General features: G+C 69.9%; 9 protein-coding genes. 5 read left to right on the top strand and 4 right to left on the bottom strand.

What is annotated here, in order from left to right:
* Positions 1-197 precede the first annotated feature (197 nt).
* Positions 198-1415: an ROK family protein gene (locus AB8P05_RS14440; RefSeq protein ID WP_472759807.1), complete on the top strand. Its 1218-nt coding sequence runs from the start codon at positions 198-200 to the stop codon at positions 1413-1415.
* Positions 1416-1446: 31 nt separating this feature from the next.
* On the opposite strand, the gene AB8P05_RS14435 is transcribed toward AB8P05_RS14440, so the two are convergent.
* Together AB8P05_RS14435 and ptsP are read right to left on the bottom strand one after the other, a co-directional pair.
* Complete coding sequence (locus tag AB8P05_RS14435; RefSeq protein ID WP_472759806.1) at positions 1447-3549, bottom strand: methyl-accepting chemotaxis protein; 2103 nt, start codon at positions 3547-3549, stop codon at positions 1447-1449.
* A gap of 541 nt (positions 3550-4090) precedes the next feature.
* Positions 4091-6667 carry a phosphoenolpyruvate--protein phosphotransferase gene (ptsP, locus tag AB8P05_RS14430; protein ID WP_472759805.1) on the bottom strand — a complete coding sequence of 859 codons (2577 nt, stop codon included), beginning with the start codon at positions 6665-6667 and terminating at the stop codon, positions 4091-4093.
* 333 nt (positions 6668-7000) lie between these two features.
* On the opposite strand from ptsP, the gene ptsG reads away from it, so the two are divergent.
* The 3 genes from ptsG to nagA all read left to right on the top strand — a co-directional run bounded on the left by ptsG (position 7001) and on the right by nagA (position 11173).
* Positions 7001-8791, top strand: coding sequence for a PTS glucose transporter subunit IIBC (ptsG, locus tag AB8P05_RS14425; RefSeq protein WP_472759804.1), 1791 nt, complete (start codon positions 7001-7003; stop codon positions 8789-8791).
* Positions 8792-9002: 211 nt separating this feature from the next.
* Complete coding sequence (locus AB8P05_RS14420) at positions 9003-10013, top strand: SIS domain-containing protein (RefSeq protein ID WP_472759803.1); 1011 nt, start codon at positions 9003-9005, stop codon at positions 10011-10013.
* Positions 10013-11173, top strand: a complete 1161-nt coding sequence (gene nagA / locus AB8P05_RS14415) for an N-acetylglucosamine-6-phosphate deacetylase (protein WP_472759802.1) — start codon at positions 10013-10015, stop codon at positions 11171-11173. Before AB8P05_RS14420 ends, nagA begins: the two co-directional genes overlap by 1 nt.
* 202 nt (positions 11174-11375) lie before the next feature.
* On the opposite strand, the gene AB8P05_RS14410 is transcribed toward nagA, so the two are convergent.
* On the bottom strand, positions 11376-12044 hold the full coding sequence (locus tag AB8P05_RS14410) for an HAD family hydrolase (protein WP_472759801.1): 669 nt from the start codon (positions 12042-12044) through the stop codon (positions 11376-11378).
* A 51-nt stretch (positions 12045-12095) separates the two neighbouring features.
* Positions 12096-12851: a GntR family transcriptional regulator gene (locus AB8P05_RS14405; protein ID WP_472759800.1), complete on the bottom strand. Its 756-nt coding sequence runs from the start codon at positions 12849-12851 to the stop codon at positions 12096-12098.
* Positions 12852-13083: 232 nt separating this feature from the next.
* Between AB8P05_RS14405 and AB8P05_RS14400 the strand changes: the two genes are divergently transcribed.
* A complete protein-coding gene (locus AB8P05_RS14400) occupies positions 13084-13992 on the top strand; it encodes an N-acetylmuramic acid 6-phosphate etherase (protein WP_472759799.1) in 909 nt (302 codons plus the stop codon).
* The last annotated feature ends 101 nt before the right edge of the window (positions 13993-14093 follow it).

The raw sequence follows: 14093 nt of genomic DNA, 5'->3' as shown, positions 1-14093 counted from the left end.
AATGGCCGACTTCGAACATAATTTGGCAAAAGTGGAGAGGGTGTGGTAGGGATGGGGGAAGGAATCGTGTGCCCCCTCCCTAACCCTCCCCGCCTTCGGCGGTGGAGGGAACTGCCGCCGCTTCGCGTAAGGCCCCCTCTCCCGCGAAGCGGGGAGGGATGGGGAGGGGGCAATAGCACTCCAGAAAGGCAATCCTCATGGTTGACTGGCAACGTCTGTCCGACGGCGAGCGCGCCATGCTGGAGCGGCTGTTCTGGTCGGGCGGGCTGTCGCGGGGCGAGTTGGCGTCGTCCGTCGACTTCTCCAAGAGCAAGGCCAACCTCGCGATATCCGGACTGATCGGGCGCGAACTGATCGAGGAGGGCGGGGTGCAGCCATCCTCCGGCGGGCGGCGGCCGGAGGTGCTGCGGCTGAGCCACCGCATGGGGGTGTTGGCGGGGATCGACATCGGCGCGACGAGCCTCGACGTGGCTCTGCTCGCGCCGGACATGACGGTGCTGGACCACCGGTCGGAACCGGCCGAGGTCCGCGACGGTCCGGCCGCCCTGTTCGCGCGCGTGCGGGATCTGCTGCGCGAGGCGCGGGAGCGTTGCGGGATCGGTGCGGCGCAGGTGTTGGGGATCGGGGTCGGCGTGCCGGGACCGGTCGCCTTCGACAGCGGCATGCTGGTCAACCCGCCGCTGCTGCCGGGGTGGGAGAGCTTCTCGATCCGCGATTGTCTGGCGGAGGAGTATGCCGCCCCGGTCTTCGTCGACAACGACGTGAACATCATGGCGCTGGGCACCCATTGGCGCCTGCGCGGGCAGCTTCAGAACTTCCTGGTCATCAAAATTGGCACCGGCATCGGCTGCGGCATCATCTGCCACGGCATGGTCTATCGCGGGCGGGACGGCTCGGCGGGAGACGTCGGCCATATCTGCGTCGATCCGCAGGGGCCGATCTGCCATTGCGGCAATGCCGGCTGCGTCGAAGCGATGGCGGCCGGCCCGGCCATCGCCCGCATGGCGGAGGAGGCCGCCCGCGCCGGGGAGAGCCCGCGGCTGATGGACCTGCTGGAGCGCAACGGCACGCTGACCACCGTCGATCTCGGCAATGCCAGCCGGGCGGGCGACGCCGCCGCCAACGCCATCGTCCAGCAGGCCGGCGCCCATATCGGCCGGATGCTGGCGGCGGTGGTCAATTTCTTCAACCCGTCGCACATCTTCATCGGCGGCGGCGTCGCCCGGATCGGTCCGCTTCTGCTGGCGTCGATCCGGCAGAGCGTCTATCAGCGCTCGCTCGCCCTCTCCACCCGGCATCTCGACATCCAATATGTGCCGGAGGTGGAGAGCGCCGGGGTGATCGGGGCGGCGGTGATGGCGGTGCAGGAAACCATGCTGGCGGGGGCGGGCAGGGAGCGGAACGGTCGTCCCTGATGCCGCTCCTGAGCCCGCCCTGGCAGGAGGGTTACGCGGCGCGCACTGCGGTGATGAAGGACGTCACCTCGCCGCGCAGGGTTTCCGCCTCGCGGGCGAGGCTGCTGGCCGCGTCCAGCACCTCGGTCGCGGCGGAGCCGGTCTCCAGCACCGCCTGATTGACGCCGACGATGGTGGAGGACACCGACGTGGTGCCGCGCGCGGCCTCCGTCACGTTGCTGGCAATGTCGCGAGTCGCGGCGCCCTGCTCCTCGATGGCGGCGGCGATGGTGGTGGTGATCTCGCTGATGCGGCCGATGGTCTGGCCGATGCCCTGGATCGCTTCCTGCGCACCGCCGGTGGCGAGCTGGATCTCCCGCACCTTGGCCTGGATCTCGTCGGTGGCGCGGGCGGTCTGGCTGGCCAGAGCCTTCACCTCGCCGGCGACGACGGCGAAGCCCTTGCCGGCCTCGCCGGCGCGGGCCGCCTCGATGGTGGCGTTCAGCGCCAGCAGGTTGGTCTGGGCGGCGATGGTGTTGATCATCTCCACCACATGGCCGATCTGGTCGGCCGCCTCCACCAGGACGCGCATGGTGGTGTTGGTCTGGTCGGCCTGGGTCACCGCCTCGCCCGAGATGCGGGTGGAGGCGGCGATCTGGCGGCCGATCTCCAGGATGGAGGCCGACAGCTCTTCCGTCGCCGACGCAACCGTCTGGACGTTGGCGGATGCCTGTTCGGACGCCGCGGCGACGGCGGTCGCCTGCTCGCTGGCCTGGGTGGCGGTGGTGGACATGGCGCCCGCGGTGCCCTGCATCTCGGTGGCGGCGGACGCGACGGTCTCCACGATGTGCATCGCCTTGGCGTCGAAATCGCGCATCAGCGCTTCCAGATGGGCCGCACGCTTCTCCTTGGCGGCCTGTTCGCGCGCCTGTTCGGCGGCAAGCCGGTCGGCGGTGATCATGCTGTCGCGGAAGACGGTGACGGCCGTGGCCATGCCGCCGATCTCGTCGCTGCGGTCCAGCCCGGGGATCGCCACTGCCATGTCGCGGTCGGCCAGCCGGCGCATTGCGTCGGTCATCGAACGGATCGGGTCGCTCACCCGGCGCTTGGCGACGATCATGCCGGCGATGGTCAGCACGATGGCGGCCACCACCAGCAGGCCGGCGACAATGGCGTCGCGCGTGGCGTGCGCGGCCTGCGCATCGGCACGGGCAACCATCTGGTCCACCGCGGCCAGCGCGGCATCGACGATGTAGCCCTGGCTGGCGGTGTCCTGCTGGCGCATCGTGCCGATCTCGACTGGCGACTTGCGTCCTTCGGCGAGCGCGGCGAGCACCGCCTTGCGCTGTTCGACCAGCGGGCCTTCGAAATTGACCTTGGCCTTCTCCACCGCGCTGCGGATGGCGTCGGGCGTGTCGGGACGTGCGGCGGCTTCCGTCACCAGGGTCCAGGCCTGGGTGGTGCGGCCGACCGCCTCCGCCACCGCCTGCGCGTCGGCGGGCGTCCAGGCCTGGCCGGTGGCGACCGCGGTCTGGATGCGCAGTGCCATGCCGCCGGCGTTCAGCCGGGTGTTCCAGGCGGCGCGCTTGATGCCCAGCAGGTGATCGACCATCGGATCGGCCAGCTTCAGCGAGGCATCCAGCAGATCGGTAGCGGCGGTCAGCGCGTCGAGATAGGCGACGGGCGCCGTCGCCCAGGCGGTGGAAACCGCCGGGTCACGCGCCGCTTTGCCTTGGCGCAGAGCCTCGTCAGCCTGCCGACGCAGGGTGGCGAGGGTGTCGTGTGCGGTGCGCAGACGCGAGGCGGCGGCCGGCAAACCGGGCAGGTCGAGCCCATCCAGCCTCGCGGCGATGGCGGCATAGCCGGCCTCCGCCACCTCGCGGTTCGCGGTGATCTGGCGGAGTTCGCTATCGCCGGCCGGCCCTTCGGCCCCCAGCGCCGGCCCGACCAGCCCGCGTTCCAGCCGGATCGCCAGCAGAGTGCGCAGCAGTTCGCGGCTGGTCTCGCTGAGCGTGGCCACCCGGTCGGCGGTGCGCGTGCGGTTCACCACGTCGATCATCGTGTGGGTGCTGGTGGCGATCAGCAGCAGGCCCAGCGCGGCGACGACAAGGCCAAGCGTGGCGCGGATCGACAGCCGCGGAAGGAGCGTGATCATGGTAAGGTCCTGCTTATGCAAAGAGTTCCTGCCTCGGCGGAGGGAACGGCCGCGACCGGCAGATCCACCAAGGTGGTCGACGGTCTAAACCAAAGACGGTAAAGGAAACCGGGCGGTCAGCCCGGCTCTGCCCTTATTGACAATTGGATGGTTCGTTCCGCAGAGACGGTCCTTTAGGGTTGATATATTAATATTTTAACTTGGATAACTTTGGAATGCAGGCGCAATCAAACTATGGTTCAAAATGCCGCAGCAGAGACCATTCCGCAGGCGTGAATAATTTTGCGGATTTTCAAATAAAATGCAGAGTCGCGCCGATGATGTCTTTTGGCTGCAAAAGCTGATCAAGTTATACGATTGCCGTTCGTGCTTGCGCTCAGGCGGTGCAGTCAATGAGCTAACGCATGGCACCAGTTGCAACTTTAGTTTGGCCGATGGCACGGCGCTTCCCTGCGGCGCCCGCAAAAAGACGAAAGGCCGGTCCGCCCGGGAAAGGGCGGCCGGCCTTCGGCTTGTGCGGCTTTCGCCGGCAGTGCCGGCGTCAGATTGCCGGCCAGGTCTCCGCGACCAGCCGGCGAACCTCGTCGGCGCTGTCGGTGGCCAGCGCCGCCTCGGCGACGCGGCGGCAGTCCTCCATGCGCAGGGTGCGGATGAAGGCCTTCAGATCGGCGATCACCGCCGGGGTGGCCGACAGTTCCGTCACGCCGAGACCGATCAGCAGCGGGGCCGCCATCGGGTCGGAGGCGGAGCCGCCGCAGACCGCGACCGTCCGGTCGTAGGTCTTGGCCCCCATGACGGCAAGGCGGATCAGCCGCAGCACGCCCGGATGCAGGGCGTCGAGCTGGGCCGCCACATGCGGGTTGCCGCGGTCCATCGCCAGCACATACTGGGTCAGGTCGTTGGTGCCGATGGACAGGAAATCGGCCACCGCGCTGATGCGGTCGGCGATCAGCGCCGCGGCCGGAACCTCGATCATGGCGCCAAGCTCGATCGGTTCCGCACGGCCGAGCCTCTCGCGCTCCTCGTCCACCATCCGGCGCACCGCCAGCAGTTCCGACGGCGAGGCGATCATCGGCACCATGATGCGGCAGGCACCCGCCGGCTTCACCCGCAGGATGGCGCGGATCTGCGCGCGCAGAAGCTCCGGCTCGCGCAGGCCCACGCGGACGCCGCGCAGGCCCAGCACCGGGTTCTCCTCCTTCGGCAGCGGCAGGTAGGACAGGGGCTTGTCGCCGCCGACATCCAGCGTGCGGATCACCAGCGGCCGGCCTTCCAGCGCGTCCGCGATCTGCTGATACTGCCGGTGCTGCTCGTCCTCCGTCGGCGCGGACTGGCGTTCCAGGAACAGGAATTCGGTGCGCAGCAGGCCGCAGCCCTCCGCCCCCTCCACCACCGCGCCGGGGGCGTCGCTGACCCGGCCAAGGTTGGCGAACACCTCGATCCGCGTGCCGTCGGCCATGCGGCAGTCCTCACCGGCGCTGCGGCGGTTCTCCTCGCGCCGCGCGGCGCGGGCGGCGACGGCGGTGCGGGTCGTCGCCAGCATGTCCTCCGGCGGGAAGACCAGCAATTCGGCCCGGTTGCCGTCGATCACGACGGGGGCGCCGTCCGGCACCCGCTCCGCCTGCCGGCCGAGCGCCACCACGGTCGGCACGCCGAGCGCCGCCGCCAGGATGACGGCGTGGGAGGTCGGGCCGCCATGCACCATGCCGATTCCGGCCAGCCGCCCCGCCGGGACGCCGGCAAGGTCGGAGGGAAGGATCTCGTCGGCCAGAACGATGCTGCCGGCCGGCAGTTCCGCCAGACCGACGCTGGGCCCCTTGCCGCCCAGCACCGCGAGCACCTGCTGTTCGAGGTCGCGCAGGTCGGCCGCCCGTTCCGCCATGCGCGGATCGGCCAGCGCCGCCAGCGCATCGGCCTGCACGCGCGCCGTCCGCTGCCATGCCCATTCGGCGCTCTTGCCGGCGCGGATGTCGGCGAGCGCGCCGTCCAGCAGTTCCGGATCGTCCAGGAGTTCGCGATGGGCCTGGAAGATGGCAGCGTGTTCCGGCATCCGCTCGGCCGAGCGGCCCAGCTCCGCCACCACGCTGTCCAGCGCCCGACGCAGCCGCGGCTCCTCCACCGCCGGTCCGGCGCCTTCCTCCACCACGCGCACGGCGCTGCGGAAACGGCGGACGACGGTGCCCACCGCCTGACCCGGCACGGCGATGGTGCCCTTCAGCAGGACCTCCTCCCCGGGGGCGAAGGGCGGACCGACGTCCTCCTCCACCGGCGGTTGGACCGGAGCGGCAGCCTGGGCGGCAACCGGAGCGGCGGCGCTCGCCGCGGGCGCCATGGCCCCGTCGACGACCGGATCGCCCAGCCCGCCTTCGATCAGCACGGCGATGCTCTCCGCCATGTCCTGGGCGCCGGGGCCGGCGGCGCGGACGGTCAGCCGGTCGCCCAGAACGGTGCCGAGCCCCATCAGGGCAACGACGCTCTTGGCATTCGCGCTGCGGTCGCGGCAGTGGATGGTGACGGTTCCCGGATAGGGCTTGGTGGCGGCGACGAGGGCGGCGGCCGGCCGGGCATGCAGGCCGTTGGCGATGCGCAGCTCCACGCCGCGTTCGCCCGTCTCGTCCGAGTCGGGGGCGGTGTTGCCGGCGGGGGCGGCATCGGCGCCGCTGCCGCCGTGGATGGTCATCGCCGGCTCGCCGACGGCGATCTCGCGGTTGACGGATTGGCCGTCGACGGTGAAGCCGTCATTCACGACGACCATCATGCTGACCAGGCTCTGCGCCCGGCTTCCCACCAGATCCATGTCGAAGCTGATCAGCGGATCGCCGGCCTTCACAGCCTGTCCGTCGCGGACATGGGCGGTGAAGCCTTCGCCGTTCAGCCCGACGGTGTCGACGCCCAGATGCAGCAGCACCTCCGCCCCGCTGGCGGCCCGCACCGTGCAGGCGTGGCGCGCGCGGTGAACCGACAGCACGACGCCGTCGCAGGGGCTGCGCAACTCGTTCACGGTCGGGTCGATGGCCATGCCGGTTCCGACGAGCCCCTGGGCGAAGGCGGGGTCGGGAACTTCGGTCAGCGGCATGGCCCATCCGGCCAGCGGTGCTGCAAGCGTGATCGCGGTCATGATTGGTTGGTCCTCATTCTTAACGCATCGACCCCGGCGGGCGCCTTCGCGTCGGACGGCTGCGATCCTGGCACGGACGCCGGATCGTTTGTATGCGCGCAGACGCCGCATGGCCCAGGCGTAGTTCCCGCTATAGATTATCGAAACTTTCTGTCCGGAAAAGGCGGAAGCCTGCGGCCAACACGTGCCGGATCATGCGCATCCGGGATAAGCCTCAAGCCTTGCCCGACATGCTAAGTCGCCTATGTCCAGAAACCAGACCCCGTTGCGGGTTGTATTCCCGTCCGGGGATGACGATGTTGCCGCCGCCGGACAAATTGCGGGAGAGCCGCCATGGCATTGAACCCCTTTGCGTTTCTACAGAAAATCGGCAAATCGCTGATGCTGCCGGTGGCGGTTCTTCCCGTCGCCGGCCTGCTGCTGGGTATCGGCGCGGCGAACTTCGAATGGATGCCGCCGCTGCTGTCGATGCTGATGAAGAATTCGGGCGACGTGATCTTCGGGAATCTCCCGCTGATCTTCGCCATCGGCGTCGCGCTGGGCTATACCGAGAATGACGGCGTGTCGGCCATCGCCGCCACCATCGGCTACATCGTGATGCTGGCCACGCTTGGCGTGATGACCGGGGTCTGGGGGATGGAGCCCAAGACCATCATGGGCATCAAGTCCATGGAAACCGGCGTGTTCGGCGGCATCCTGGCCGGCGGTCTTGCGGCGGCGATGTTCAACCGCTTCTACAAGATCGCGCTTCCCGCCTATCTCGGCTTCTTCGCCGGCAAGCGTTTCGTGCCGATCATCACCGCGCTGGCCGCCATCGTGCTGGGCGTCGTGCTGTCGGTGATCTGGCCGCCGATCCAGGGCGGCATCAACAGCTTCTCGCACTGGGCGGCGGTGAACGACCCGCGTCTGGCGGCGACCATCTACGGCTTCGTCGAACGCCTGCTGATCCCCTTCGGCCTGCACCACATCTGGAACGTGCCCTTCTTCTTCGAGATCGGATCCTTCCAGAATGCCGCGGGACAGGTGGTCCACGGCGACATCGCCCGTTACTTCGCGGGCGATCCCACCGCCGGCATCCTGTCCGGCGCCTTCCTGTTCAAGATGTTCGGCCTTCCGGCCGCGGCCATCGCCATGTGGCATGCCGCCAAGCCGGAGAACCGGGTGCGAGTCGGCGGCATCATGATCTCTGCCGCGCTCACCTCCTTCCTGACCGGCATCACGGAACCGATTGAATTCTCGTTCCTGTTCCTGGCGCCGGTGCTGTACCTGATCCACGCCGTGCTGGCGGCGACCTCGCAGTTCATCATGAACTCGCTGGGCGCCCATATGGGCTTCACCTTCTCGCAGGGCGGCATCGACTTCGTGCTGTTCAACGTGCTCAGCCCCTATTCGCAGAAATGGTGGCTGGTGCTGATCCTGGGGCCGGCCTATGCGGCGATCTACTACGTCGTGTTCCGCTACACCATCCAGGCGCTGAACCTGAAGACCCCCGGCCGCGAGGACGCGGCGGAAGGTGCCGCTTCGGCCGCCACCGGCAGCGAGCGGGCGCGCGACCTCGTGCTGGCCTTCGGCGGGCGCGGCAACATCACCAACCTGGACGCCTGCATCACCCGCCTGCGCGTGGTGGTGCAGGACCCGGCCCGGGTCGACGAAGGCAAGCTGCGCAGCATGGGCGCGTCCGGCATCCTGCGGGTGCGCGACAGCGTGCAGGCTGTGTTCGGTACCCTGTCGGAGAACCTGAAGACGGAGATGCAGGAGTATCTGCGCTCCGCCGGTGCGGAAGCCGACGGTCCGGCCGTCGCCGCGGCGCCTGTTTCCGCCAAGCCCGTTGCCGCTGCGGTCGCGCCTGCGGCACCGGTGCCGACCGACCGCGCCGCCCGCATCGCCGAGGCGCTGGGCGGCGTCGGAAACATCAAGACGCTTGCCGCCTTCGCCACCACCCGCCTGCGCATCGAACTGACCGATGCCGGCAAGGCGAATGCCGAGGCGCTGAAGAAGGCCGGCGTCCGTGCCGTGATGGGGATGGGCGCCAACGGCCTCGACCTGATCGTCGGCAACGAGGCCGACGCGCTTGCCGGGGCGCTGACCGGCCTGCTGCCGGGCGGGCGCCGCGCCGCCGAGTAGCGCGCATCCCTTCTGGTATTCGACTGGTCCCATCATGCGGCGCGGCCCTTCCAGGCCGCGCCGCTTTTCTTGCGTGATGAGAGCAGTGTTGAGATGCGATTCCACCAATGGACGCTGGCCTCCGGCGCAATAAGGTCTTACATTGGTATCTATACCAGTCAATCGCGAGCGCCGCCATGACAGAGCAGAAGCCGCCCCAAAATCCCCCCTGATGGCAGCGGAGGCGGCAGAGGCCCCCGCCGCGGTGGCCCGGCAGATCGAGCGCTGTGGCGCCGGCTTCGCCGAATTGGGGGAGCGGCTGCGCCGCAACCCGCCGCGCTTCGTCGTCACCTGCGCCCGCGGCAGTTCCGACCATGCGTCGGCCTATGGCAAATACCTGATCGAAACGCGCATGGGCCGGGCGGTGGCCTCCATCGGGCCGTCCATCGCCTCGGTCTATGGCGGGCAGCTGAGCCTGGAAGGCGCGCTGTTCGTCGCCGTCTCGCAATCCGGCCGCAGCCCGGACCTGCTGCGGCTGGTGGAGGCGGCGAAGGCCGGCGGGGCGCTGGTGGTCGGCTTCGTCAATGCGGAGGACTCGCCGCTGGCGGACATGTGCGACCATTTCCTGCCGCTGTCGGCCGGGCCGGAGCGCAGCGTCGCCGCGACCAAGTCCTGCATCGCTTCGCTCGCCGCCTATCTGCAGGTGGTCGCCCATTGGCAGGACGACCCGGCGCTGAAAGCCACCCTTGCCGCCCTGCCGGAGACGTTGGAAGCGGCGAAGGCGCTGGACTGGAAGCCGGCGCTGATGCCGCTCGCCACGGCACAGAACCTCTATGTGCTGGGGCGCGGCGTCGGCTTCGGGGCGGCGCTGGAGATGGCGCTGAAATTCAAGGAGACCTGCCGCCTGCATGCGGAAGCCTTCAGCGCCGCGGAGGTCGTCCACGGCCCGTTGGCGCTGGTCGGTCCGGGATTCCCCGTGCTGGCCCTGACCCAGGCCGACGCGGCGGAACCGCACACCCGCGCGGTGGTGGAACGGATCGTCGGGCTTGGGGCCGCCGTGGCCACCACCGAAAGCGGCCTTGCCGGGACCACGCTGCTGCCCAGCCTGCCCAACCTGGCGCCGGAGGCCGCACCGCTGGCGGCGTTGCAGAGCTTCTACGGCGCGGTCTATGAACTGGCACTCGCCCGCGGCATCGACCCCGACAGCCCGCCCAACCTCGCCAAAGTGACGAAGACCGTCTGATGCAACAGCTCCTGACCGGCGCCCGGATTTTCACGGGCGAGACCATCCTCGACGGCCGCAGCCTGCTGGTCGAGGATGGCCGCATCCTCGACATCGTCGCCCCCGGCCGCACGCCGCCGGACGTCGACCGGACGGTGGCGCTGGAGGCGGGCGACCTGCTGGCGCCCGGCTTCATCGACATTCAGGTGAATGGCGGCGGCGGCGTGCTGTTCAACGAGCGGCCGACCCTGGAGGGGACGCTGGCCATCGCCGCGGCGCATCGACGCTTCGGCACCACCGGGCTGCTGCCGACCATCATCACCGACACGCCGGAGTGTCACCGCGCCGCCGCCGAGGCGGCGGTGACGGCGGTGGCGCAACCCGGTAGCGGCGTTCTGGGCATCCATTTCGAAGGACCCTTCATCAGCCCGCAACGGGTGGGCGCGCATGATCCGCGCTTCGTCCGCGCGCCGGACGGGGCCGACCTGGACTTCATCGGCGGTCTGCCGGGACGGATGCCGGGCGGGCGTGTGCTGCTGACCCTGGCGCCGGAATGCGTGGAGGATGCGGCCCTGTCGCGGCTGATGGCCGCCGGGGTGATCCTGTCGGTCGGTCACACCATGGCGAGTGCGGAGCGGGTGGTGGAGGCCTTCGACCTCGGCGTGCGCGGGGTGACGCACCTTTACAACGCCATGCCCGGCATCGCCAACCGCCAGCCCGGCCCGGCCGGCGCGGCGCTCGCCGACCGGCGGCCCTGGTGTGGGCTGATCGCCGACGGGCATCACGTCCATCCGCTGATGATGCGCGCGGCGCTGGCCGCCCGGCCGCGCGGGCGGATGATGCTGGTGACCGACGCCATGCCGCCGACGGGGACCGACGCCGACAGCTTCGAACTGAACGGCCGGACGATCTACCGGCGGGACGGGCGGCTGGTGCTGGCCGACGGGACGCTGGCGGGGGCCGACCTGGACATGGCGACGGCGGTGCGCAACGCCGGGACGCTGATCGGCCTGCCGCTGGAGGAGTCGCTGCGGATGGCGTCGCTCTATCCGGTGGAGTTTTTGGGGATGGCCGGCGAGCGTGGGCGCATCGCGCCCGGTTGGCGGGCGGATCTGGTGCTGTTGCGGCCGGACCTGACGGTGAAGGGGACTTGGGTGGAGGGGGATTGGCGGGCGAGCTAATGTGAGGAGTGTCGGCTTCGGATGCCCCCACCCTAACCCTCCCCGCTGGGCGGGGGAGGGGACGAGTGCTTATGCGGGAGAGTGGCGGCAGTCCCTCCCCCGCCCAGCTCTCGCACAAAGCTATGCTTTGTGCTGACGCGGCAGGCGGACCGTAGGTCCGCTGAGAGCGGGGAGGATAGATGGGGGTCTAACTCCGCAAATATCACCCACCCACCGCCACGATCTCCAACCCATCCTCATCCACCCGCACCCGCAGCGCCGTCAGGTCGGGCAGGCACAGATTCCCGCCCAGCTCATGCGCCGGGAGCGTGGTGGTCAGCCCGATCACCCAGGCGCCGGCCGCATTGCCGGCTTCCAGGCCGGCCGGGGCATCCTCGAACACCACGGTTTCGCGCGGATCGAAGCCGAGCTTCTCGGCAGCGGTGCGGTAGCCTTCGGGGTTGGGCTTGCCCTGGGTGACGTTGTCGGCGCCGATCAGCAGGTCGGGCAGGGGCAGGCCGGCCTGGGCGATCCGCTTGCGCGCCATGGCCTGCGGCGCGGAGGTCACCACCGCCCAGCGATGGCGTGGCAGCGATTGCAGAAGCTCCAGCGCGCCGGGAACGGCGCGCACGCCTTCGGTGTCGTTGGTGTAGCACTCCTCCACCAGACGCACTTCCTCCTCGATGTCGGCACCGGCGGGGGCGAAGCGGCGGACGGTCTCGATGCTGCGGACGCCGTGGCAGACGGCCAGGATGGCGTCGGGATCCAGATCGTGCCGGGCCGCCCAGCTGCGCCAGGAGCGTTCAACGGGACCCGTGGTGTCGATCAGGGTGCCGTCCATGTCGAACAGGATGGCGCGGACACGGAACGGGGTATCAAGGGCAGGCTTCATCGCGCGCTCTCGTCAGGATTTTTCTGCGTGGGAGGGAATGACCCGCAGGGATCAGGCCAGCGACAGCTCCACGACGAAGTCATAGGCGTCGCCGCGGTAGTGGGAACGGACGAACTCCAGCGGGGTTCCGTTCTCCAGGAAGGTGCGGCGTTCAATGTAAAGGGCGGGGGCGCCGTCGGGAACCCCCAGAAGTGTGGCCTGATCCGCCGGCAGGCGAATGGCAGACAAGCGTTGCAGGGCACGGAAGGGCGGGTGGCCCCGCCCGCGCAAGGTCTCGTAAAGCGAGCCCTGCACCAGTTCCGGATCGGGCAGGAAGCCGGCCGGCAGGGCGCTGAGTTCGATGGCGAGCGGCGTGCCATCGGCCAGACGCAGCCGGTGCAGCCGCACCACCTCCGCCCCCGGACGCAGCCCCAGCGCCATCGCCTCATCCGGCGTCGCGGTGCCGGCGGACCGGCCGAGCCAGCGCGAGTCGGGCTTCAGACCGCGCCCGCCGATATCCTCGGTGAAGCTGGTCAGCGCCGACAGCCGCTGTTCCACATGCGGGCTGCGGTTGATGAAGGTTCCCGCCCCCTGGCGCTGGTGCAGCAACCCTTCCGCGATCAGCTCGCGCAGGGCCTTGCGCACGGTGACGCGGGAGACGCCGAAGGTCTCCGCCAGCTCGCGCTCGCCGGGCAGGGCGTCCTGGTCGGTCAGCCGCCCTTCCACGATCAGCGTCCGCAGATGCCGCGCCAGCTGCAGATAGAGCGGCAGCGGCAGGGCATCCGACAGGGCGGTCGGATCGAAGGGGGCCGCGGCGGCGGTGGACATCGGCAACCACTCCAATGCTCTGGGACGGGCATGATACCACTGAAAGGCCAATGGGCAACAGCCGCCGGGGAAATCCCTGAAAGGAGCAAGGGCAAACAATCAGATTGCGATTGCGGACGACCCGGATTTTGGTATGCTGCACATACAGTCCAATCTAATACCACCGGCGACCGGCAGGCGGTCGGGGATGGGGCGCCCGCGATGGGCGGCGAGCAGAGCGGGAGCGGCGGGAATGGCGGGCGGCACGGAGGATACGGCGCACCGGTACAGCCGGCTGGACGTGTGGCCGGCCGGCGAACTGATGACGGCCCTATGGGAGGGGCAGACGCGGGCGCTGGCCGCCTGCGCTCCCGCCCTGCCTGCCGTCGCCGCCGCCGTGGAGGCTGCGGCGGACCGGCTGGCCGGCGGGGGCGGGCGGCTGGTCTATGCCGGCGCCGGGTCCTCGGCCATGGTCGCGGCGCTGGACGGGCTGGATCTGGGGCCGACCTTCGACTGGCCGGCGGAGCGGCTGGTCCTGCTGATCGCGGGCGGGCTCGACCTGTCGCGCGGGCTTACCGGCGCTGCGGAGGATGACGAGGGCGCCGGCCGGGCCGAGGCCGCCCGTGTCGGTATCGCTGCGGATGACGTGGTCGTCGGCCTGTCGGCCAGCGGGGCCAGCGCCTACACCGTCGGCGTTCTCCGCGCCGCACGGGAGGCCGGGGCGCTGACCATGGGCATCGCCAGCAGCGCCGGCTCCCCGTTGCTGGAGGCGGTGGAACATCCGATCCTGACGCTGACGGGACCGGAGGTGATCGCCGGGTCCACCCGGCTTGGCGCCGGCACCGCGCAGAAGGTGGTGTTGAACCTGTTCTCGACCGGCGTGATGACCGCGCTCGGCAACGTCTACGACAACCTGATGGTCAATGTCCGGCCGGAGAACGCCAAGCTGCGGCGCCGCTGCACCGCCATGGTCGCGCGTATCGCCGGGGTGGACGAGGCGTCGGCCGGCGCGGCGCTGGAGCGGCACGGCGACGTCCGTCGCGCGGTGCTGGGCCTTGCCGGTCTGGACGGTCCCGATATCGACCGCCTGCTGATCGAGTCCGGCGGCAACCTGCGCCGGGCCATGGAGCGCGCCGGTTCCGCCGCCCGGCGGCCCGACTGACGGGCCACATGGCGGGGCGGCTGCGATCCGTCCCGATGCAAGAGCTTCAATCCTGATGCCCGGCCCGGTGAGGCCCGGCCTGTTGTATGGGAGACGTCCGA

The sequence above is a fragment of the Azospirillum sp. VT-I1 genome (assembly GCF_055698305.1).
The sequence above is the reverse complement of the archived record's forward strand: the minus strand, read 5'-3'. Positions and strand labels throughout refer to the sequence as shown.